30 protein-coding genes are annotated in these 21302 nt (G+C 57.7%); 29 read left to right on the top strand and 1 reads right to left on the bottom strand.

Going from position 1 to position 21302, the window contains the following annotated elements; all coding sequences use genetic code 11:
* The first annotated feature begins 8 nt into the window (after positions 1 to 8).
* From rpsS to dsbD, 25 genes are all read left to right on the top strand, one after another.
* Positions 9 to 284, top strand: a complete 276-nt coding sequence (gene rpsS / locus OX460_RS18420; protein WP_008444295.1) for a 30S ribosomal protein S19 — start codon at positions 9 to 11, stop codon at positions 282 to 284.
* On the top strand, positions 281 to 613 hold the full coding sequence (gene rplV, locus OX460_RS18415; RefSeq protein WP_170840583.1) for a 50S ribosomal protein L22: 333 nt from the start codon (positions 281 to 283) through the stop codon (positions 611 to 613). Before rpsS ends, rplV begins: the two co-directional genes overlap by 4 nt.
* Positions 614 to 622: 9 nt before the next feature.
* Entirely contained in the window at positions 623 to 1447 is an 825-nt protein-coding gene (gene rpsC, locus OX460_RS18410; RefSeq protein WP_034753199.1) for a 30S ribosomal protein S3, read from the top strand.
* A 2-nt stretch (positions 1448 to 1449) separates the two neighbouring features.
* Positions 1450 to 1869 (top strand): 50S ribosomal protein L16, encoded by a 420-nt coding sequence (rplP, locus tag OX460_RS18405; protein ID WP_034753201.1) that lies wholly within the window; start codon positions 1450 to 1452, stop codon positions 1867 to 1869.
* 12 nt (positions 1870 to 1881) lie between these two features.
* Positions 1882 to 2073 carry a 50S ribosomal protein L29 gene (gene rpmC / locus OX460_RS18400; protein ID WP_010394412.1) on the top strand — a complete coding sequence of 64 codons (192 nt, stop codon included), beginning with the start codon at positions 1882 to 1884 and terminating at the stop codon, positions 2071 to 2073.
* Positions 2070 to 2342 (top strand): 30S ribosomal protein S17, encoded by a 273-nt coding sequence (rpsQ, locus tag OX460_RS18395; RefSeq protein WP_010394415.1) that lies wholly within the window; start codon positions 2070 to 2072, stop codon positions 2340 to 2342. Before rpmC ends, rpsQ begins: the two co-directional genes overlap by 4 nt.
* 253 nt (positions 2343 to 2595) lie before the next feature.
* Positions 2596 to 2964, top strand: a complete 369-nt coding sequence (gene rplN, locus OX460_RS18390) for a 50S ribosomal protein L14 (protein WP_008444317.1) — start codon at positions 2596 to 2598, stop codon at positions 2962 to 2964.
* Positions 2965 to 2973: 9 nt separating this feature from the next.
* On the top strand, positions 2974 to 3288 hold the full coding sequence (gene rplX / locus OX460_RS18385) for a 50S ribosomal protein L24 (protein WP_034753204.1): 315 nt from the start codon (positions 2974 to 2976) through the stop codon (positions 3286 to 3288).
* A 6-nt stretch (positions 3289 to 3294) separates the two neighbouring features.
* On the top strand, positions 3295 to 3834 hold the full coding sequence (gene rplE / locus OX460_RS18380) for a 50S ribosomal protein L5 (RefSeq protein WP_010394421.1): 540 nt from the start codon (positions 3295 to 3297) through the stop codon (positions 3832 to 3834).
* Between the two features lie 2 nt (positions 3835 to 3836).
* Positions 3837 to 4142 (top strand): 30S ribosomal protein S14, encoded by a 306-nt coding sequence (gene rpsN, locus OX460_RS18375; protein WP_010394423.1) that lies wholly within the window; start codon positions 3837 to 3839, stop codon positions 4140 to 4142.
* A 14-nt stretch (positions 4143 to 4156) separates the two neighbouring features.
* Complete coding sequence (gene rpsH / locus OX460_RS18370) at positions 4157 to 4552, top strand: 30S ribosomal protein S8 (protein ID WP_034753208.1); 396 nt, start codon at positions 4157 to 4159, stop codon at positions 4550 to 4552.
* Between the two features lie 10 nt (positions 4553 to 4562).
* Positions 4563 to 5096 carry a 50S ribosomal protein L6 gene (gene rplF / locus OX460_RS18365; RefSeq protein ID WP_034778281.1) on the top strand — a complete coding sequence of 178 codons (534 nt, stop codon included), beginning with the start codon at positions 4563 to 4565 and terminating at the stop codon, positions 5094 to 5096.
* A 13-nt stretch (positions 5097 to 5109) separates the two neighbouring features.
* A complete protein-coding gene (rplR, locus tag OX460_RS18360; RefSeq protein WP_010394431.1) occupies positions 5110 to 5472 on the top strand; it encodes a 50S ribosomal protein L18 in 363 nt (120 codons plus the stop codon).
* A 9-nt stretch (positions 5473 to 5481) separates the two neighbouring features.
* Positions 5482 to 6000, top strand: coding sequence for a 30S ribosomal protein S5 (gene rpsE, locus OX460_RS18355; RefSeq protein ID WP_010394433.1), 519 nt, complete (start codon positions 5482 to 5484; stop codon positions 5998 to 6000).
* A 10-nt stretch (positions 6001 to 6010) separates the two neighbouring features.
* On the top strand, positions 6011 to 6190 hold the full coding sequence (gene rpmD / locus OX460_RS18350) for a 50S ribosomal protein L30 (protein ID WP_010394435.1): 180 nt from the start codon (positions 6011 to 6013) through the stop codon (positions 6188 to 6190).
* Between the two features lie 30 nt (positions 6191 to 6220).
* Complete coding sequence (gene rplO, locus OX460_RS18345; protein WP_034753211.1) at positions 6221 to 6652, top strand: 50S ribosomal protein L15; 432 nt, start codon at positions 6221 to 6223, stop codon at positions 6650 to 6652.
* A 32-nt stretch (positions 6653 to 6684) separates the two neighbouring features.
* Positions 6685 to 8019: a preprotein translocase subunit SecY gene (secY, locus tag OX460_RS18340; RefSeq protein WP_010394438.1), complete on the top strand. Its 1335-nt coding sequence runs from the start codon at positions 6685 to 6687 to the stop codon at positions 8017 to 8019.
* Positions 8020 to 8037: 18 nt separating this feature from the next.
* Positions 8038 to 8256, top strand: a complete 219-nt coding sequence (gene infA / locus OX460_RS18335; RefSeq protein ID WP_005663428.1) for a translation initiation factor IF-1 — start codon at positions 8038 to 8040, stop codon at positions 8254 to 8256.
* A 42-nt stretch (positions 8257 to 8298) separates the two neighbouring features.
* A complete protein-coding gene (gene rpmJ / locus OX460_RS18330) occupies positions 8299 to 8412 on the top strand; it encodes a 50S ribosomal protein L36 (RefSeq protein WP_010394471.1) in 114 nt (37 codons plus the stop codon).
* A gap of 14 nt (positions 8413 to 8426) precedes the next feature.
* Positions 8427 to 8792: a 30S ribosomal protein S13 gene (gene rpsM, locus OX460_RS18325; protein WP_046681666.1), complete on the top strand. Its 366-nt coding sequence runs from the start codon at positions 8427 to 8429 to the stop codon at positions 8790 to 8792.
* A 17-nt stretch (positions 8793 to 8809) separates the two neighbouring features.
* A complete protein-coding gene (rpsK, locus tag OX460_RS18320) occupies positions 8810 to 9214 on the top strand; it encodes a 30S ribosomal protein S11 (protein ID WP_010394475.1) in 405 nt (134 codons plus the stop codon).
* Between the two features lie 258 nt (positions 9215 to 9472).
* Positions 9473 to 10096 carry a 30S ribosomal protein S4 gene (gene rpsD / locus OX460_RS18315; protein ID WP_010394478.1) on the top strand — a complete coding sequence of 208 codons (624 nt, stop codon included), beginning with the start codon at positions 9473 to 9475 and terminating at the stop codon, positions 10094 to 10096.
* A gap of 106 nt (positions 10097 to 10202) precedes the next feature.
* A complete protein-coding gene (rpoA, locus tag OX460_RS18310) occupies positions 10203 to 11180 on the top strand; it encodes a DNA-directed RNA polymerase subunit alpha (protein WP_008444343.1) in 978 nt (325 codons plus the stop codon).
* Positions 11181 to 11313: 133 nt separating this feature from the next.
* Positions 11314 to 11706 carry a 50S ribosomal protein L17 gene (gene rplQ / locus OX460_RS18305; protein ID WP_034753219.1) on the top strand — a complete coding sequence of 131 codons (393 nt, stop codon included), beginning with the start codon at positions 11314 to 11316 and terminating at the stop codon, positions 11704 to 11706.
* Positions 11707 to 11954: 248 nt separating this feature from the next.
* Positions 11955 to 13829, top strand: coding sequence for a protein-disulfide reductase DsbD (gene dsbD, locus OX460_RS18300; protein ID WP_289899770.1), 1875 nt, complete (start codon positions 11955 to 11957; stop codon positions 13827 to 13829).
* A gap of 71 nt (positions 13830 to 13900) precedes the next feature.
* On the opposite strand, the gene OX460_RS18295 is transcribed toward dsbD, so the two are convergent.
* Positions 13901 to 14434, bottom strand: a complete 534-nt coding sequence (locus OX460_RS18295; RefSeq protein ID WP_289899525.1) for a Spy/CpxP family protein refolding chaperone — start codon at positions 14432 to 14434, stop codon at positions 13901 to 13903.
* A 186-nt stretch (positions 14435 to 14620) separates the two neighbouring features.
* Here OX460_RS18295 and OX460_RS18290 point away from each other — a divergent pair, with 186 nt between their 5' ends.
* The 4 genes from OX460_RS18290 to OX460_RS18275 all read left to right on the top strand — a co-directional run bounded on the left by OX460_RS18290 (position 14621) and on the right by OX460_RS18275 (position 21072).
* The gene (locus tag OX460_RS18290; protein WP_034753223.1) at positions 14621 to 15349 is read left to right on the top strand and encodes a response regulator; all 729 of its coding nucleotides are present in this window, start codon (positions 14621 to 14623) and stop codon (positions 15347 to 15349) included.
* Positions 15346 to 16704, top strand: coding sequence for an ATP-binding protein (locus tag OX460_RS18285; protein WP_099665736.1), 1359 nt, complete (start codon positions 15346 to 15348; stop codon positions 16702 to 16704). Before OX460_RS18290 ends, OX460_RS18285 begins: the two co-directional genes overlap by 4 nt.
* 88 nt (positions 16705 to 16792) lie before the next feature.
* Positions 16793 to 17965 (top strand): efflux RND transporter periplasmic adaptor subunit, encoded by a 1173-nt coding sequence (locus tag OX460_RS18280; RefSeq protein ID WP_289899524.1) that lies wholly within the window; start codon positions 16793 to 16795, stop codon positions 17963 to 17965.
* Positions 17962 to 21072 (top strand): efflux RND transporter permease subunit, encoded by a 3111-nt coding sequence (locus OX460_RS18275; RefSeq protein ID WP_099665734.1) that lies wholly within the window; start codon positions 17962 to 17964, stop codon positions 21070 to 21072. Before OX460_RS18280 ends, OX460_RS18275 begins: the two co-directional genes overlap by 4 nt.
* Positions 21073 to 21302 lie beyond the last annotated feature (230 nt).

Raw genomic sequence — 21302 nt, 5'->3', positions numbered from 1 at the left:
GGTAGCACATGACACGTTCATTGAAAAAAGGGCCGTTCTGTGACGCCCACCTGGTGAAAAAAGTTGAAGCCGCGCAAGCAGCCAAAGACAAAAAGCCAATCAAAACCTGGTCGCGTCGTTCGACAATCATGCCTGACTTCATCGGCCTGACGATCGCGGTGCATAACGGCAAGCTGCACGTGCCGGTTTATGTTTCCGAAAACATGGTTGGTCACAAGCTCGGCGAATTCGCACTGACCCGTACGTTCAAGGGCCATGCAGCTGACAAAAAGGCTAAGAAATAATGGAAACTAAAGCTATCCTCAAAGGTGTGCGCCTGTCGGACCAAAAGGGCCGCCTGGTTGCTGACCTGATCCGTGGCAAGAAAGTTGACGCTGCACTCAACATCTTGCAATTCAGCCCGAAAAAAGGTGCTGCGATCATCAAACGCGTTCTGGAATCCGCTATTGCGAATGCCGAGCACAATGATGGCGCGGACATCGACGAATTGTTCGTGAAAACGATCTACGTCGAAAAGGGCCCCGTCCTGAAGCGCTTCACCGCGCGTGCAAAAGGCCGTGGCGACCGTATTTCGAAACAATCCTGTCACGTTTACGTGACTGTCGGTAACTAAGGAGCCACGATGGGTCAGAAAATTCATCCAACCGGTTTCCGTCTGGCGGTCACCCGTAACTGGGCTTCGCGCTGGTATGCAGGCAACGGTAATTTCGCTGCCATGCTGAACGAAGACTTGAAAGCACGTGCTTACCTGAAAAAGAAACTGAAGAACGCTTCCGTTGGCCGCATCGTTATCGAGCGCCCAGCCAAGAACGCGCGCTTCACGATCTACAGCTCGCGTCCAGGCGTGGTCATTGGTAAAAAAGGCGAAGACATCGAAGTACTGAAGTCCGCGCTGACCAAGATCATGGGCGTACCTGTTCACGTGAACATCGAAGAAATTCGCAAGCCAGAAATCGACTCGCAACTGATCGCCGACTCGATCGCTCAGCAGCTGGAAAAACGGATCATGTTCCGCCGCGCCATGAAGCGTGCAATGCAAAATGCAATGCGCCTGGGTGCTCTCGGTATCAAGATCATGTCGTCCGGCCGTCTGAACGGTATCGAAATCGCACGTAAAGAGTGGTACCGCGAAGGCCGCGTGCCTCTGCATACCCTGCGCGCCGATATCGACTACGGTACCAGCGAAGCGTCGACCACCTACGGCATCATCGGTGTCAAGGTGTGGGTATACAAAGGTGACCGCGCGCCTAACGGCGATGCACCAGTCATCGATACCCCAGCTGACGAGAAGAAAAGCCGCGGCCCACGCCGTGACGATGGCAAGCCAGCTGGCCGTCCACGTCCAGCCGGTGCCGGTGCGAAACCATCCACAGCACCAGGTGCACGTGTGCGTACCGCCGCTAAACCGGCCGCCGCAGCAGCACCAGCTGAGAAAGCAGGAGAATAATCATGCTGCAACCAGCACGCAGAAAGTATCGTAAAGAGCAGAAAGGCCGTAATACCGGTATTTCGCACAGCCGCGGCACCGCCGTGTCGTTTGGCGAATTCGGTCTGAAGGCAGTTGCGCGCGGTCGTATCACTGCGCGTCAAATTGAAGCGGCGCGTCGTGCAATGACGCGTCACATCAAGCGCGGTGGCCGTATCTGGATCCGTATTTTCCCGGACAAACCGATTTCGAACAAACCGGCTGAAGTCCGTATGGGTAACGGTAAAGGTAATCCTGAGTACTACGTCGCTGAAATTCAGCCAGGTAAAGTACTGTACGAAATGGATGGCGTTGATGAAGCGCTGGCACGGGAAGCATTCCGTCTTGCCGCCGCTAAACTGCCACTGGCGACGACGTTTGTCATCCGCCAAGTCGGCCAATAATTGGAGTTGTATATGAAAGCATCTGAACTCCGCGGCAAGGACCAGCCAGCTCTGCAAAAAGAGCTGAATGACCTGTTGAAGGCACAGTTCGGCCTGCGCATGCAAATCGCTACGCAGCAGCTGAGCAACACTTCGCAGCTCAAGAAGGTACGCCGCGATATCGCGCGTGTGAAGACGGTAATGAATCTGAAGGAAGCCAAATGAACGAACCAGTGAAACAGTCGCTCAAGCGCACGCTGATCGGTAAAGTGGTTTCGGACAAGATGGACAAGACCGTTACCGTTCTGATCGAGCGCCACGTAAAACATCCTTTGTATGGCAAGATCATCATGCGTTCGAACAAGTATCACGCGCATGACGAGACCAACCAAGTCAAGGCCGGTGACACGGTCGAGATCCAGGAAGGTCGCCCGATCTCCAAAACGAAGGCATGGACGGTGACACGTGTGGTTCAAGCCGCACCAACCGTTTAAATAAAAACCACCGTTTCGGCGGTGGCTTTTAATTAGTACTTGCAGGCCCGCAAATTGTATGTAATACTTGCGGGCTTCGTTCATGTAACGCCGCAAAGTGTCTGGCCACAGACAGTAGCATTCGCGGTCAGTTGATGTATGAAGGTCATGCACCCAAACAGTGAAGCCCAGCAGGGCGGCTCTGGCGGGACCAAGACTGACCGTGGGTCTACATTGTGTGGATTCTTCGGCTTAAGTTGGGAAAGAGAATACTATGATTCAAACTGAAAGCCGGCTCGAAGTGGCTGACAATACCGGTGCCAAAGAAGTAATGTGCATCAAGGTATTGGGCGGCTCCAAGCGCCGTTATGCTGGCATTGGCGATGTGATCAAGGTAACCGTTAAGGTTGCTGCGCCACGTGGCCGTGTCAAAAAAGGTGAAATTTATAACGCCGTGGTTGTGCGCACCGCTAAAGGTGTTCGCCGCCAAGACGGTTCCCTGGTGAAGTTCGACGGCAACGCCGCCGTTCTGTTGAACGCCAAGCTGGAACCGATCGGTACCCGTATTTTTGGACCTGTCACGCGCGAACTGCGCACTGAGAAGTTCATGAAAATCGTGTCCCTGGCACCGGAAGTCCTGTAAGGAGTCGTAATGGATAAGATTCGTAAAAACGACGAAGTCATCGTTCTGACCGGGAAAGACAAGGGCAAACGTGGTGTGGTACAGCAGCGTATCGATGCTGAACATATCGTGGTTGACGGCATTAACATCGCTAAAAAAGCGACTAAGCCAAACCCGATGACTGGCGTAACTGGTGGTATCGTCGATAAGACCATGCCAATTCACGTGTCCAACGTTGCATTGTTTAATGCAGCGACTGGCAAGGCAGATCGCGTGGGTTTCAAAGAAGTGGACGGCAAGAAAGTTCGCATCTTTAAATCCTCCGGCGAAGTAGTGAAGGCTTAAGAAATCATGGCACGTCTCCAAGAATTCTATAAAGAAAAAGTCGTTGCCGACCTGACCAGCAAGTTTGGTTACAAGTCGGTAATGGAAGTTCCACGTCTGACCAAGATCACCCTGAACATGGGTGTTGGTGAGGCTATCGCGGATAAAAAAGTTCTCGAGCACGCAGTTGCTGACTTGACCAAGATCGCCGGCCAGAAGCCAGTGACCACCAAGTCCCGCAAAGCGATCGCAGGCTTCAAAATCCGTGAAGGTTACCCGATCGGTACGATGGTCACCCTGCGCGGCGCTCGCATGTACGAGTTCCTGGATCGCTTCATTACCGTGGCTCTGCCGCGCGTACGCGATTTCCGTGGTGTGAACGGCCGTGCATTTGATGGTCGTGGCAACTACAACATCGGTGTCAAGGAACAGATCATTTTCCCTGAAATCGAATACGACAAGATTGACGCGTTGCGCGGTATGAATATCAGCATCACGACAACCGCTAAGACCGATGACGAAGCCAAAGCTTTGCTCGCCGCCTTTAAATTCCCTTTCAGGAACTGATCATGGCCAAACTGTCACTGATTAATCGTGAGATCAAGCGTGCTGACCTGGTGGCGAAATTCGCCCCTAAGCGCGAAGCTCTCAAGGCCATCGTCGATGACCAATCGAAATCGGAAGAAGAGCGCTACGAAGCTCGCCTGAAATTGCAGGCGCTGCCACGTAACTCGAACCCGACGCGTCAACGTAACCGTTGCGCCATCACTGGTCGTCCGCGCGGCACATTCCGTAAATTCGGTCTGGGTCGTATCAAGCTCCGTGAATTCGCCATGCGTGGTGAAATTCCGGGTATGACAAAAGCAAGCTGGTAATAGGAGAATATGCAATGAGTATGAGCGATCCTATCGCCGATATGCTGACCCGCATTCGCAATGCACAAGGCGTGCAAAAGACGACCGTGGCCATGCCATCGTCGAAAGTCAAAATTGCGATTGCCAGCGTCCTGAAGGACGAGGGTTACATTGAAGATTTCGCTGTTGCCGAAGCTGGTGGCAAAGCGGAACTGAAAATCGGTTTGAAGTATTATGTTGGCCGTCCCGTCATTGAGCGCTTGGAGCGCGTGTCCCGTCCGGGTCTGCGCGTCTACAAGGGTAAAGACGAGATCCCTGTTGTGATGAATGGCTTGGGTGTGGCGATCGTGTCGACTCCGCAAGGCGTCATGACTGACCGCAAAGCACGCGCTACCGGTGTCGGCGGCGAAGTTATTTGCTACGTGGCTTAAGGAGTTACACATGTCTCGAGTAGCTAAAATGCCTATCGTAGTGCCAGCTGGCGCCGAAGTCGCCATCTCCGCACAAGCGATCACCGTAAAAGGCCCGCTGGGCGTACTTTCCCAGGCCCTCACCGGCCAGGTCAAAGTGGAAAACAATGCAGGAACCCTGAGTTTCGACGTGGCGAACGACAGCCGCGAAGCCAATGCCATGTCCGGCACGCTGCGCGCACTGGTCAACAACATGGTTGTTGGCGTCACCAAGGGTTTCGAGAAAAAGCTGAACCTGGTAGGCGTGGGTTACAAGGCGCAAGCCCAAGGCGACAAGCTGAATCTGTCCCTGGGTTTCTCGCACCCTGTAGTGCATGACATGCCAGCTGGCGTTACCTGCGCAACACCAACCCCGACCGAGATCCTGATTAAAGGTATCGACCGTCAACAGGTTGGCCAGGTAGCCGCTGAAGTTCGTGCTTACCGCGCTCCTGAGCCTTATAAAGGCAAGGGCGTTCGCTATGCGGACGAAGTGGTTAAGCTTAAAGAAACCAAGAAGAAGTAATTAGGGGCTGACGATGGATAAGAAAGAATCACGGCTTCGCCGCGGACGCCAAACCCGCATCAAGATTGCGGAATTGAAAGTAAATCGCTTGTCGGTGCATCGCACCAACCTGCACATTTACGCCAACCTGATCAGCCCGGACGCTAAAGTCCTGGTTTCGGCCTCGACGGCTGAAGCGGAAGTTCGCGCTGAACTGGCAGGCCAATCCGGCAAAGGCGGCAATGCCGCTGCTGCAGCCTTGATCGGCAAGCGCGTCGCTGAAAAAGCGTTGAAAGCAGGGATTACCGAAGTTGCGTTTGACCGCTCCGGTTTCCGTTACCACGGCCGTGTGAAAGCGTTGGCAGAAGCCGCACGCGAAGCCGGTCTGAAGTTCTAAGGATCAATCATGGCAAAAATGCAAGCAAAAATGCAAAGCGACAAGCCGGATGATGGCATGCGCGAAAAAATGATCGCGATCAACCGCGTGACCAAAGTGGTCAAGGGTGGTCGTATCATGGGTTTCGCCGCGCTGACCGTAGTTGGTGATGGCGATGGCCGCGTCGGCATGGGCAAGGGCAAATCGAAAGAAGTGCCAGTTGGCGTGCAGAAGGCAATGGAAGAAGCCCGTCGCAACCTGATCAAAGTACCGCTCAAAAACGGTACTTTGCATCACACGGTTGTTGGTCGTCACGGCGCCTCCAAGGTCCTGATGAACCCAGCTAAGCCTGGTACTGGCGTTATCGCTGGTGGCGCAATGCGCGCTATCTTCGAAGTGATGGGCGTGACGGACGTGGTGGCGAAATCCACCGGTTCGAACAACCCATACAACCTGGTACGCGCTACGCTGGACGGCCTGTCGAAAATGAGCACTGCTTCCGATATCGCTGCCAAACGCGGCAAGTCGGTCGAAGACATTCTGGCTTAAGGTGGACAAAATGACAAACACAGTCAAAGTGCAATTGGTCAAGGGCTTGATCGGTACGCGCGAATCGCATCGCGCTACCGTGCGCGGTCTGGGTCTGCGTCGTGTAAATTCGGTTTCCGAATTGCAAGACACCCCATCCGTACGCGGCATGATCAATAAAGTATCGTATCTCGTTAAAGTTGTCGGGTAAGCCTTCGGGCTTACACGAACGGAGCAAATCATGGAATTGAATACTATTGCACCAGCCGAAGGCGCTAAGCACTACAAGCGTCGCGTCGGTCGCGGTATCGGCTCCGGCCTGGGTAAAACCTCGGGTCGTGGTCACAAAGGTCAGAAATCGCGTTCGGGCGGCTTTCATAAAGTCGGTTTCGAAGGCGGTCAGATGCCTCTGCAACGCCGTCTGCCTAAGCGCGGTTTCAAATCGATGCACGCAACCTTCAAAGCTGAAGTGCGCCTGTCCGATCTGAACAACCTGGCTGTTGGCGATGTCGACATTCTGGTCTTGAAGCAAGCTGGCGTTCTGGGCGTGTTGGCCCGTGACGTGCGCGTGATCTTGTCCGGCGAAATCACCAAAGCGGTGAATTTGAAGGGCTTGAAAGTGTCCGCTGGCGCGAAAGCAGCCATCGAAGCAGCCGGCGGCTCGGTAGCCTGAGTTGACCGCTAACAGCTTGATCGGAGCGAAAATTGGCGACTAATCCACAACTTGCTAAAAGTGCAGCGGCCGGTTTCCCTTGGGGACGGCTCTGGTTTTTGCTTGGCGCATTGGTGGTTTATCGTATCGGTGCTCACGTCCCGGTTCCCGGGATTGACCCGACACAATTAGCCTCGCTGTTCAAGGAGCATGAAGGCGGCGTCCTGGGCATGTTCAACATGTTCTCGGGCGGTGCCTTGTCTCGTTTTACAGTGTTTGCGCTGGGTATCATGCCTTATATCTCGGCCTCGATCATCATGCAATTGCTGTCGATCGTGTCACCGCAGATGGAAGCGTTGAAAAAAGAAGGCGAAGCAGGTCGTCGCAAGATCACCCAGTACACCCGGTATTTCACGGTTGCCCTGGCACTGTTCCAAGCGTTAGGCATTGCAGTCGCACTGGAGTCGCAAGCTGGTCTGGTGTTGGAGCCTGGTCTTGCATTCCGCTTCGTGACGGTCGTCACTTTGTTGACCGGAACAATGTTTTTGATGTGGTTGGGTGAGCAAATTACCGAGCGTGGTTTGGGTAATGGCATCTCGATCATCATTTTTGCCGGGATTGCAGCAGGTCTGCCGTCGGCGTTGGGTGGCTTGTTCACTCAGGTGTCGAATGGTTCGATCGGCAGCTTCAGCGCGATTTTCATCGTGATCCTGGTAGCACTGGTAACGTACTTCGTTGTATTCGTCGAACGTGGTCAGCGCAAAATATTGGTCAATTACGCGAAGCGCCAGGTAGGCAACAAGATTTATGGCGGTCAAACCAGCCATTTGCCGTTGAAGCTGAACATGGCCGGCGTGATCCCGCCGATCTTTGCTTCTTCGATCATCTTGTTCCCGGCCACTATCGTGGACTGGTTTTCAAAGGGCGCCGACAACGCTAACCCTGCGGTGCGGTTCTTGAAAGATTTGGCAGCATCGATGGGGCCTGGTGAGCCTATCCATGCGCTGTTGTACGCAGTGGCGATCGTGTTTTTCTGTTTCTTCTATACAGCGCTGGTCTTTAACAGCAAGGAAACAGCGGATAACTTGAAGAAAAGCGGTGCGTTCATTCCCGGGATCCGTCCAGGCGAACAGACAGCCCGTTACATCGACAAGATCCTGACACGCTTGACACTTGCCGGCGCAGTCTACATCACCCTGGTGTGTTTATTGCCGGAATTTATGCAAGCCCAGTGGAAAGTACCATTCTATTTCGGCGGTACTTCTTTATTGATTATTGTAGTTGTCACCATGGATTTCATGGCGCAAGTACAGAACTACGTGATGTCGCAGCAATATGATTCACTGCTGCGCAAAGCAAATTTCAAGGGCGGAATTCCGACGCGTTAAGCGCGGTAAACATACCGAATGGCAAAAGACGACGTCATACAGATGCAGGGCGAGATTCTTGAGAATCTCCCAAATGCAACATTTCGAGTGAAGCTGGAGAACGGACACGTGGTGCTCGGGCATATTTCAGGTAAAATGCGGATGAACTATATTCGCATTCTCCCTGGAGACAAGGTGACGGTGGAGTTAACGCCGTACGACCTGAGCCGAGCCCGCATTGTGTTCCGTACCAAGTAACACACTGAATCAAACCAAAGAAGCGAAAGAAAGAGCCCAAAAATGAAAGTTCTCGCATCAGTCAAGCGGATCTGCCGCAACTGCAAGATCATCAAGCGCAAAGGCGTAGTCCGCGTTATCTGCGTGGAACCACGTCACAAGCAGCGTCAAGGTTAATCGAGGAATAACAAATGGCACGTATTGCAGGGGTTAATATCCCAAATCATCAGCATACCGTTATCGGCCTGACGGCCATCTACGGTGTGGGCCGTCCACGCGCAGAGAAAATCTGTGCATCGACCGGTGTAGCAACCAACAAAAAGATCAAAGATCTGGATGACAGCGAACTGGAAAAGCTGCGCGATGAAGTAGGTAAATTCATCGTCGAAGGCGATCTGCGTCGTGAACTGTCCATGAACATCAAGCGTTTGATGGATCTGGGTTGCTACCGCGGCATGCGTCATCGTAAGGGTCTGCCTTGCCGTGGCCAGCGTACGCGTACGAACGCACGTACCCGCAAGGGACCGCGTAAAGCCGCTCAATCGCTGAAAAAATAATCCGCTAGGGAATAATTATGGCTAAGTCGCAAAATAACGCCGCATCAGCACGCGTGCGTAAAAAAGTTAAAAAGAACGTCGCTGAAGGCATCGCGCATGTCCACGCTTCGTTCAATAACACCATCATTACCATCACCGATCGTCAAGGCAATGCCTTGTCGTGGGCTACCTCCGGCGGTGCAGGCTTCAAGGGTTCGCGTAAATCGACCCCATTCGCAGCGCAGGTCGCCGCGGAAGCCGCTGGTAAAGTGGCTGTTGAGTGTGGCGTGAAGAACCTGGAAGTACGTATCAAGGGCCCAGGTCCTGGTCGTGAATCCGCCGTTCGCGCGCTGAACAACCTGGGCATCAAGATCACCGAGATCCAGGACGTGACGCCGGTACCGCACAACGGTTGCCGTCCACCGAAACGTCGTCGTATCTAAGATAGTGTTGCAGAGGGCGCTTCGGCGCCAGCTGCTTTGCTGTCTGTTGTAACTCAGTACAGTTGTGTGAAAACGCTGGAGCAGGGAGCCGGAAACGGTTATACTGCCCGGCTGTTCTTGCCTGTCAAATTCTGTTTGACGGGTTTTTCGTTTTCAGCCACCGTCTGATTGAAACCAAATCAGACTAGCGCCTAACCGCATCAGTGTGTTTGATCATGCATGTGGCTGGGGCGTTATCATTTAAAAAAAGGAAGTATCGTGGCACGTTATATCGGACCTAAAGCAAAACTTTCCCGCCGTGAAGGTACAGACCTGTTCCTGAAGAGCGCACGTCGCTCGCTGGACAGCAAGTGCAAACTGGACGTCAAGCCAGGCCAGCACGGTGTCAAATCCGGCGCCCGCACCTCGGACTACGGTAACCAACTGCGCGAAAAGCAAAAAGTCAAGCGCATGTACGGCGTGCTGGAACGTCAATTCCGCCGCTACTTCGCTGAAGCAGACCGTCGTAAAGGCAACACCGGCGAAACGCTGTTGAAGTTGCTGGAAACGCGTCTGGACAACGTTTGCTACCGCATGGGCTTTGGCTCGACCCGCGCTGAAGCGCGTCAACTGGTCAGCCACAAAGCGTTCACCGTGAACGGTATCGTTGTGAACATCGCTTCGTACGCAGTCAAAGTTGGCGACATCGTTGCTGTTCGTGAAAAATCGAAAAAGCAAGTGCGTATCGTTGAAGCACTGTCGCTGGCTGAACAAGTTGGTATGCCTAGCTGGGTTTCGGTTGATGCCAAGAAAATGGAAGGTACCTTCAAGTCCCTGCCAGAGCGTAACGAAATCGCTAACGACGTCAACGAATCGCTGATCGTCGAGCTGTACTCGCGTTAATAGTAGTTAGCAAGACTCCCGCCCACTCACTTTCTTGAGTGGGCGTTTTACTAATGCCATCAGCCTTATCGGTGTAATGAGCCGAGGGTATTGAAAAGGACATTTCATGCAAAACAGTTTGTTGAAGCCACGTATTATCGATGTTGAAGCTCTCGGTGCAGGTCACGCCAAGGTCGTGATGGAACCGTTCGAGCGCGGCTATGGCCACACATTGGGTAACGCGTTGCGCCGCGTTCTGCTGTCGTCGATGGTAGGCTACGCGCCGACCGAAGTGACGATCGCCGGCGTCGTCCACGAATATTCCTCCCTCGATGGCGTGCAAGAAGACGTCGTCGATCTGTTGCTGAACTTGAAGGGTGTGGTTTTCAAAGTCCACAACCGCGATTCGGTAACCCTGACCCTGAAAAAAGAAGGCGAAGGCGCCATCCTGGCCTCCGACATCGACCTGCCGCATGACGTCGAACTGATCAACCCTGACCACGTGATCGCCCACCTGACCGCTGGTGGCAAGCTGGACATGCAGATCAAGGTTGAAAAAGGCCGCGGCTACGTTCCTGGTAACGTGCGTCGCCTGTCGGAAGACACGAACAAGACCATCGGCCGCATCATCCTGGATGCGTCGTTCTCGCCAGTGCGCCGTGTATCGTACTTCGTTGAATCGGCCCGCGTTGAACAGCGTACCGACCTGGATAAGCTGATCATCAACATCGAAACCAACGGCGTGATCTCGCCGGAAGAAGCGATCCGCCAGTCGGCCCGCGTCCTGGTGGACCAGTTGAATGTGTTCGCTGCCCTGGAAGGCACGGAAGCCGCCGCCGAAGCGCCATCGCGCGCTCCGCTGGTCGATCCTATCCTGTTGCGTCCAGTCGACGACCTGGAGTTGACCGTGCGTTCGGCGAACTGCCTGAAAGCGGAAAACATCTACTACATCGGCGACCTGATCCAACGTTCGGAAAACGAACTGCTGAAAACGCCAAACCTGGGCCGCAAGTCCCTGAATGAAATCAAGGAAGTGCTGGCATCGCGCGGCTTGACCTTGGGCATGAAGCTGGAAAACTGGCCGCCTGCCGGCCTGGAAAAGTAATACGTAGTTGTAGCAAACTGCCTGGGACAGGTGTCCCAGGCTTTTATTTTGTAGCACCAAACCGGCCCGCGATGAAGCTTCCGCCTCATTGATCGAAGAGCTGGAATTTAAACACTCACCGAAAGGATTTATCATGCGTCACGGTCACGGCCTCCGTAAACTGAATCGTACCTCGTCCCACCGTCTGGCAATGCTGCGCAACATGACAGTATCGCTGCTGCGTCACGAAGCGATCAAAACCACCCTGCCAAAAGCAAAAGAACTGCGCCGCGTTGTCGAGCCAATTCTGACCCTGGGCAAAACCGACTCCCTGGCAAACAAGCGTCTGGCCTTCAACCGCCTGCGCGACCGTGAAATGGTCGTCAAACTGTTCGCTGAACTGGGCCCACGTTTCGCCAACCGTAACGGTGGTTATGTGCGTATCCTGAAAATGGGTTTCCGCGTCGGCGATAACGCTCCTATGGCGTTCGTTGAACTGATGGATCGTCCAGATACGACCGAAGCAGTTGAAGTTGCTGGCGAGTAATCCCAGTAATTGCATCTGAGAAAGCCAGGCCTAGCCTGGCTTTTTTGTTTTCTGCTGCAGCTATCCTTGCTGCGGTGTACTATTCTTCTTTCGCGCCGGCCCGGCACAAGCGCTGCCTGCTCCGCGCGACTCTTGTCGAATGGCACAGCTGATGCCGCAGAAAAAGGTTGTTCATGTCCAGTTTCCCTTCCAGCGCCACCGCGCGCGCCGCTCCCCTACATCAACTGCTGATCTGGCTTGCCACCTGTATGCTGCTGGTCATGGCCGTCTTTGGCGCCAGCCAGGCCCGCGCCGACGATGAATTCCTCGACCCCGAGCTGGCGTTTAAATTTTCCGCGCGCATGCAGGATCCGTCCACCATCGCCGTTACCTATGTGATTGCCGATGGCTACTATATGTACCACGAGCGCTTCAAGTTCGAAGCCGTGGGCGCCAAGCTGGGTACGCCCGTGTATCCGAAGGGCAAGGTCAAGTTCGACGACACTTTCCAGAAGAACGTGGAAACCTTCCGCCAGACCCTCACCATCACCATTCCCGTGGAAGCGGGTGGCGCGTTCACCCTGAAGGCGACGGGCCAGGGCTGCTCGGACAAGGGCCTGTGCTATGCGCCGCAGGATGCCACGGCCCAGCTGGTAGGCGGTGGCGGCGGCCAGAGCATGGCGCCGGGCGGCTTGCCGTCGAAGTTCGCCTTGCCGGCCGCGCCGGCAGTCGACACGGCCGCCGTCAACGGCCCGCAGGCGCAGGCGTCGCCCGGCGTGTCCGTCATGAGCATTCCCCAGGCCAATATCACCAGCACGCCCGAGCCGGTAGCGGCAGCGCCCGTGGCGGCCAGCCCTGCGCCCGCGCAAAGCGAGACGGGCAAGATCGAAGCGGCCCTGAAGGGCGGCAAGCTGCTCGTCATCGTGCCCCTGTTCATGCTGCTGGGCCTGGGCCTGGCATTTACGCCGTGCGTGTTGCCGATGGTGCCGATTTTGTCGTCGATCATCATCGGCGATGGCGCCAAGGTCAGTCGTTCGCGCGGCTTGCTGCTGTCGCTGACGTACGCGCTAGGCATGGCCATCGTCTACACGGCGCTGGGCGTGGCGGCCGGCCTGGCAGGCGAAGGCCTGGCGGCCCAGCTGCAAAATCCGTGGGTGCTGGGCTTCTTTGCCCTGCTGATGGCAGGCCTGGCGCTGTCGATGTTCGGCTTGTATGAGCTGCAAGTGCCGGCTTTCCTGCAAGGCAAGCTGACGTCCGTGTCGAATCAGCAATCGTCGGGCCGCCTGGCGGGCGTGTTCGTCATGGGCGCCATTTCCGCCCTGATCGTGGGGCCCTGCGTGGCCGCGCCGCTGGCCGGCGCCTTGCTGTACATCAGCCAGACGCGCGACGTCGTCATCGGCGGCAGCGCCTTGTTTGCCATGGCGGTGGGCATGAGCGTACCTCTGCTGCTGGTTGGCGTGTCGGCCGGTACCTTGCTGCCCCGCGCTGGCGCCTGGATGGACGCCGTCAAGCGCTTCTTTGGCGTACTGCAGCTGGGCGTGGCCTGGTGGCTGGTCTCGCCCGTGCTGCCGGGCGCCGTGCAGATGCTGGGCTGGACGGTGCTGTTTGTCGGCTACGGCATGTATTTGCTGGTGGGCAAGAGCGGCGCGAAGAATGCCTGGATCGCCAAAGCCTTCGGCCTCGTGTTTGCCGTGCTGGGCGCGATGCAACTGGTGGGCGTGGCCAGCGGTGGCCGCGATCCGCTGGCGCCGCTGGCCCACCTCGGCGGCGGGCAAGTGCACGCGCAGCCGTTTATGCGCGTAAAGACCGTGGCGCAGCTCGATGCGGCGCTGGCGCAGTTGAACGGCAAGCCGGCCCTGCTGGACTTTTATGCGGACTGGTGCGTGTCCTGCATCGAAATGGAAAAGCTGACCTTCGTCGATCCCGCCGTGCGCGAGAAGATGGGGCAAGCCGTGCTGCTGCAAGTGGACGTGACGGCCAATGATGCGGACGACAAGGCCATGCTGAAACGTTTTCAGCTGTTCGGCCCGCCGGGCATCATCATGTTCAACCCGCAAGGGCAGGAAATCGCCCAGTCACGCGTGATCGGTTTCCAGAACGCCGCCACCTTCCTGACCTCCTTGCGCAAGCTCGACGGGCAGTAAGCGGTCACTTGTCTCGTCAATAAGAAAAAGCCTGCATTGCAGGCTTTTTCTGTGTTTACACCCGCTACAACTTAGCCGGCTTTGGGATGCTGCTGCATGCCGTCGTGAGCGCCACGGTGCCCACCGCGGTGGCCGCCGTGCTTGCCGCCAGGCACGCTGTCGTCAAACACTTTCTTTTGCTCCGGCGTCAGCACGGCATAAAAGGTTTTCAGCGAGGCCAGGCGGCTTTCCTGGTTCGCGATGCGTTCCTTCGACATGGCGATCCATTGCTCCATGCGTTCCGGCGCCGACAGCTTGGCCATCGCTTCGCGCTTGGCTTTCCAGTCGCCCATCGGTTTTTTCGGCGCATTGGCGGCCGTGAAAGTGGCCCAGGCCGGTTCCTGCGCGGCTGTCAGCTTCAGTTTGTCGTGCAAGCGGGCCTGGTACTTGGCCATGCGCTCGGCCGGGTTGCCGCCGCGGTGGCCTTCATGTTGCATCTTGGTGCTGGCGGCAGGCGCGCTGGCGGCCGCTTCCTGGGCGTGGACGGTCAGCGATGCCGCACCCATGCCGAGTACGCTCATGGCGATGATCAAATTCTTGCGCAAGGTTGTCATTGAGGCGTTCATCTGGATTCCTTTGTAAAAGTGAGGGATGTACATGTTGCTGCACATGAATCCATGTTGGACGCGCCATGTTTCCCCGAAGTGTCCGCTGCCAGACAGTTTGTATCTATATGTTTCTTCGGGTCTCCTATATACAAGACGATACAAATGCGCTGTGCAAGGCCGGGGGAAGTGGGGATAATTCGTACCATGGAACCCACTTCTACAATTCTCATCGTCGACGATGACCGCGATATCCGCAGCTTGCTGGCGGACTACCTGGAAACGAACGCCTACCGCACCCTGGGCGCGGCAGATGGCACGGCCATGTGGAAAATCCTCGACGAAACGCGGCCCGACTTGATCGTGCTGGACTTGAATTTGCCCGGCGACGATGGCCTGACCCTGTGCCGCAAGCTGCGCGCCCAATCGACGGTGCCGGTGATCATGTTGACGGCGCGCAATGAACCGCTGGACCGCATCCTGGGCCTGGAAATGGGCGCCGATGATTACTTGCCGAAACCGTTCGAACCGCGTGAATTGCTGGCGCGCATACGCAGCGTGCTGCGCCGCAGCCATGCCATGCCGTCGAACGTGCCATCGGACAAGGCGCAGCAAATCCGCTTTTCCGGCTGGACCCTGGACTTGACGGCGCGCCACCTGCTCAATCCCAGCGGCCTGGTGATCATGCTGTCGGGCGCGGAGTTCCGCTTGCTGCGCGTCTTCCTGGAGCACCCGAACCGCGTGCTCAACCGCGATCAGTTGCTGAACCTGACGCAGGGCCGCGACGCCGACCCGTTCGACCGCTCGATCGATATCCAGATCAGCCGCCTGCGGCAAAAGCTCGGTGAAGATGCCCGCTTGCCGCAAATCATCAAAACCGTGCGCAACGGCGGCTACGTGCTGGCCGGCCAGGTCAATGTGGAGCCGCACGCGTGAAGGCCTTCCTGGGCTCGATGACGGGCCGTGTCTTCATGTTTCTGCTGATCGGCATCGTCGCGTCGGCCGCGCTGACGCAGTGGCTGGCAGTGGGCGAACGCCAGCGCGCCATCGAGCAATACCGCGACTACCACGCCGTTGAGCGGGCCGAGCAGCTGGTGATGGCGGCCGACGTGGTGCCGCTGGCCTCGCGCGCCGCCTACCTGAAAGTGGCCAACAAGGGCAGCGTGCGCCTGGAACTGCGTCCCGAAACGGAACATACGCCCGGCGCGCCGACGGAATTTTCCACCGCCCTGCAAGCCAAGCTGGGCGAAGGTTTCAAGGTCAGCGCGCTGGCCGAACGCCCGGCCGCCTGCGTCAAACCGCGCCAGACGCCGGGCATGTTTGCCGCCAAGCCATGGGGCGGCACGTGCGAAAACCTCGATGTGCGCATGCAGGATGGCCACGTGCTGCGCCTGATGGTCTTGCCGCCGCGCCAGCAGCCGCCGTTCAATGAACACAACGACTGGATGACCTTGCTGCCTTTCCTGATCAGCATCGCCATCCTCGCCTACCTGGTCACGCGCATGACCATGCGCCCGCTCAAGCAGCTGGCGCAGGCGGCGAAAGACCTGGGCAACGACATCAACCATCCGCCGCTGACCCTGTCGGGCGCCAGCGAGATCCGCCAGGCCAGCGCCGCCTTCAATGCCATGCAGGCGCGCATCCGCCAGCATATTTCCCAGCGGACACAAATGCTGGCAGCCATCACGCACGACTTGCAGACGCCGCTGACGCGCTTGCGCCTGCGCCTGGAAAAAGTGGCCGATACGGAATTGTATGATCGCCTCGTGGGCGACCTGTCAGCCATGCAAAGCATGGTCAAGGAAGGGCTGGATCTGGCCCGCTCGATGGATAGCACGGAAGCGATGCAGGCGCTGGATCTCGATTCCCTGTTGGATAGCGTCTGTTCCGACGCGGCTGATGCCGGCCAGAAAGTCACCCTGAATGGGCAGGCAGGCATGGCCTTGATGGCGCGTCCGATCGCCATGCGGCGCTGCCTGGTGAACTTGATCGACAATGCCGTCAAATATGGCCTGTACGCGCAGGTTGCCGTCGAGCGCATCCCGGGTGCCGCGCGCATCCGCATCCGCGACGGGGGGCCAGGTATTGCGCCAGATCAATTGGCTAAAGTGTTCGAACCGTTTTACCGCATCGAGACTTCGCGTTCGCGCGAATCGGGCGGCACGGGCCTGGGCCTGACCATCGCGCGCAATATCGCCGAACAGCATGGCGCCACGGTTTCACTGCTCAATCATGTCGACGGTGGACTGGAAGTCACCCTGATCGTGCCTGAGTATTACGCAGGAAAGTGAGCATTTCCGTGCGACAATATTGTGCTTTATGCCCCCCTGGCAACTACCTTCAACCTGCAGCCCTGCGCTGCGACAGCGTGACAGAACAATGAAAAAGACTAGTCTGGCAATCCTCGTGGGTGCGGCCCTGTGTATCGGCGGCGGCATCTGGTATTTCAATCATCAGCCCGGCGCGGCGAGCGGTGGGCAGGATGGCAAAGGGGGCAAGGGCGGACAGGCGCCGACGACGGTGAGCGTGGTCGTTCCGGTGCGCCAGGATGTGCCGATGGTGCTGCAGGCCAATGGCAGCGTGATGCCGATCAGCAGCGTCGACTTGCACCCGCAGACGACCAGCACGATTACCAAGGTGCATATCCGCGAAGGCCAGTTCGTCAAGCAGGGCGAGCTGATGTTCACTCTCGATGCGCGCAGCGAACACGCGAATGTCGACAAGGCGCAGGCGCAGGTCTTGCGCGACCGCGCCTCGGTGCAGGACTTCGAGCACCAGCTCAAGCGCAGCCAGGATTTGCTGAGCAAGAACTTTATCGCTCAGGGCGCCGTCGATACCCTGCAAAGCCAGCTCGACGCGGCACGCGCCTTGCTGGCTGCCGACCAGGCCGCCTTGCGCGCCGCCCAGGTCGACTCCAGCTACACCGTCCTGCGCGCGCCGCAGGCGGGCAGGGTAGGGGCCATCAATGTCTATGCGGGCAGCCTGGTGCAGCCGACCACGTCGCTCACCAGCATCACCCAGCTCGACCCGATCGACGTGTCGTTCACCTTGCCGGAAAGCAGCCTGTCGGGCTTGCTGGCGGCGCAAAAGGCGGGTGAGGTGCCTGTCACGGCGCTGTTGTCCGATGCGGGCGGCAAGCAGCTCGACGGCAAACTGAACTTTATCGACAATGCCGTCGATTCCGCCACCGGCGTGATCCGGATCAAGGCGCGTTTCAATAATGGCGGCACCGATTTGTGGCCAGGCCAGTACGTGAATACGCAGCTGACCGTGCGCACCCTCAAGGATGCGCTGGTGATCCCGCAAAACGCCATCATCACGAGTACTTCCGGCACCTTTGTGTACTCGATGGAGGCGGACAGCACGGCCAAGATGCGCAAGATTACCCGCGTGTACGCATTCGGGCCGAGCGCCGTCGTCACGGGCCTGGCAGGCGATGAAAAAGTCATCGTCGATGGCAAGCAGAACTTGCGTCCAGGCAGCAAGGTGCGCCTGGCGGAAAAACACAAGGCCGCCGATGGCGCCGCCGCACCGCAGGGCAAGCCAGCATGAACCTGTCCGAACTGAGCATCCGCCGCCCCGTCATGGTGGTGCTGCTGTCCCTCTCCATCATCCTGGCCGGCGTGCTGGCCTACCTGCAAATTCCCGTGGCGGCCTTGCCGAGCTACAACACGCCCGTCATCAACGTCAGTGCCGACCTGGCCGGCGCCAGCCCGGAAACCATGGCCTCGTCGGTGGCCTTGCCACTGGAAAAACAATTTTCCACCATTTCCGGCCTCAGCCTGATCACGTCCACGAGCACGCTGGGCAATACCTCGCTGACCCTGGAATTTGACGCCAGCATCAATGTCAACGAGGCGGCCGTCGACGTGCAAGCCGCGCTGCTGCGCGCGCAGCGCCAGTTGCCGACGGAAATGACGGACTTGCCATCCTACCGCAAGGTCAATCCCGCCGATGCGCCGGTGCTGTTCATCCAGATGACATCGCCATCGCTGAACTTGTCGGATCTCAACGATTATGCGGAAAACCTGATCGCCCCGAGCTTGTCGACCCTGCCTGGCGTCGCCCAGGTGATCGTGAATGGCCAGAAGCGCTTTGCCGTGCGCGTGCGCGCCCGTGCCGACCTGATGAATGCGCGCAACCTGACGATGGACGAGCTGGCCACCGCCTTGCGCACCTCGAACACGAATTCCCCGCTGGGCATCCTTGACGGCCCGAGCCAGACCCTGACCATCCAGGGCAATCCGCAAATGATGAAAGCGGCCGATTTTGCTGAACTGATCGTCGCCAGCCGCAACGGCCAGCCCGTGCGCCTGAAAGACGTGGCCGAGGTGGAAGACAGCTTTCAGTCGATCAAGGCCGTCGGCAGTTTCAACGGTGAGCGCTCGATCAGCCTGATGGTGCAGCGCCAACCGGATGCCAACACCGTGCAAGTGGTTGATGGCGTACGCCGTTTGTTGCCTGGGTTTAAGGAACAATTGCCGCAATCGATACAGATCAGCCTGGTTAACGACCGTTCGCTGTCGATACGCGAAGCCATCCACGACGTCAATTTGACCTTGGCCCTGACGGTGGTACTGGTGGTGCTGGTGATCTTCCTGTTCCTGCACCGCGCGGCCGCCACCTTCATTCCTGCCGTCACCATGCCGATTTCCCTGCTGGGCGCCCTGGCCCTGCTGTACTGGCTCGGCTACAGCCTCGACAACGTCTCGCTGCTGGGCATTACCCTGGCCGTCGGCCTCGTCGTCGACGATGCCATCGTGGTGCTGGAAAACATCGTGCGCCATATCGAAATGGGCAAGAAACCGATACGCGCGGCCCTGGAAGGGGCGAAAGAGATGGGATTTACCATCATCTCGATTTCCGTCTCGCTGGTGGCCGTGTTCATCCCCATCTTCTTCATGCCGGGCGTGATCGGCTTGTTGTTCCATGAGTTCGCCGTTGTCGTCTCGCTGGCCGTGCTGGTGTCCGCCATCGTCTCGCTGACCCTGGTGCCGATGCTGGCCAGCCGCTTCCTGCCGGCCGATTCGCGCGAGCATAATGACAGCGACCCCAGCCATGGCGAAAAAACCTTCATCGGCCGCCATTTCGAAGCGGGTTTCACGAAATTGCGCAATGGTTATGTGCACCTGCTCGACAAGGCCCTGGCGCACCGCAATGTGGTGCTGTTCGTTGCCGTGTGTACCTTTGCGCTGACGGTGCTGTTGTACGCCACGATACCGAAAGGTTTCTTCCCGGAAGAAGACCTGGGCCAGATTCAGGTGAATACGGAAGCGTCGGAAGACATCTCCTCGGCGGCATTGCAGGATTTGCAGGCGCGCGTGGCGGCCGTGCTCAAGGCGGACCCCAGCGTGCAGGATGTGACCTCGTTCGTCGGCGGCGGCAACACGGGCCGCATGTTCATGGTCTTGAAACCGCGCAACGAGCGGCCGAAAATGCCCGTGGTGCTGGAAAACCTGCGCCGCGCGACGAGCACCGTGCCCGGCATGGCCGTGTATTTCCGCCCCGTGCAAAACTTGCAGCTGGGCGGACGCCAGAGCAAGAGCCGCTACCAGTACACCTTGCAAAGCGTCAGTCCCGACGCCTTGAATGACTGGGCGGAAAAGTTTATTGCCGGAATGCGCACGGATCCGGCCTTCCGCGACGTCACCAGCGATTCGCAGATCAAGGGCTTGCAGGCGTCGCTCAGGATCGACCGCGACAAGGCCAATTTGCTGGGCGTGCAAATGTCCGATATCCGCACGGCCCTGTACAGCGCCTTTGGCGAGCGGCAAGTGTCGACCATCTACTCGTCGGCAGCCAGCTATTACGTGATCCTGGAGGCGGCCACGGCAGACCGCCAGTACGACGATGCGCTCACGCGCGTGTCCGTGCGCAGCAAGACGGGCGAACTGGTGAAACTGTCGAGTATTGCCTACGTGGAACGAACGATCGGGCCCACGTCCGTGAATCACCAGGGGCAGTTGCAGGCTGTTACCATCGCCTTCAACCTGGCGCCGGACGTGCCGCTGGGCATCGCCACGGGCAAGATCGACGCGATGGCCAAGGACATGAGCCTGCCGGCCTCCATCATCACGCGCTACGGCGGCGACGCGGCCGTGTTCCAGAGCTCGCAGTCCAGCCAGATCATCCTCATCATTGCCGCGCTGGCCGTGATCTACGTGCTGCTCGGCGTGTTGTATGAAAGCTATATCCACCCGCTGACCATCCTGGCCGGCTTGCCATCGGCGGCAGTGGGGGCGCTGCTGACCTTGCGCCTGTTCGGCATGGACCTGACCATGATCGCCATCATCGGCATTTTGATGCTGATCGGCATTGTCAAGAAAAACGCCATCATGATGATCGACTTCGCCCTGCATGCGCAGCGCAACGACGGTCTGGCGCCAGCGGAGGCCATCCGCCAGGCTTGCATCCTGCGTTTCCGTCCCATCATGATGACGTCGGCGGCGGCCTTGATGGGCGCCTTGCCGATCGCCCTGGGCCTGGGCGCCGGCGCCGAGCTGCGCCAGCCGCTGGGCCTGGCCGTGGTCGGGGGATTGCTCTTTTCGCAAGTGATTACCCTGTTCATCACCCCCGTGATTTATCTGTTCCTGGACAAGTACAGCGGCACGGGACCGTTGACGGACGAGCAATTGGTGGCGCTCGACAACAAGGCCTGATCCGCCATACGGCCAGCACCGGCGCCCCGTTCCTGAGTGAATGCGGCGCCGGTTTTGTATGGGCCGTGATACATACGGTAACAACCGTCAAGAGACGGCTAGGGTACGCTGATACCGCTGCAAGGAAAGTCGCTATCCTGTACGCTTTGGGTTGGAAATGCCGAGGAAGTGTTCCCAAAAGCAAGGGACTCTGGCACTATGGCTGCCCTGTAAGATTACTTTTGTCGCTA

Origin of the sequence: Janthinobacterium sp. SUN033 (assembly GCF_030397595.1) — a bacterium.
GTDB classification, from domain to species: Bacteria; Pseudomonadota; Gammaproteobacteria; order Burkholderiales; family Burkholderiaceae_D; genus Janthinobacterium; species Janthinobacterium kumbetense.
This window is presented reverse-complemented; position numbering and strand designations above follow the sequence as displayed.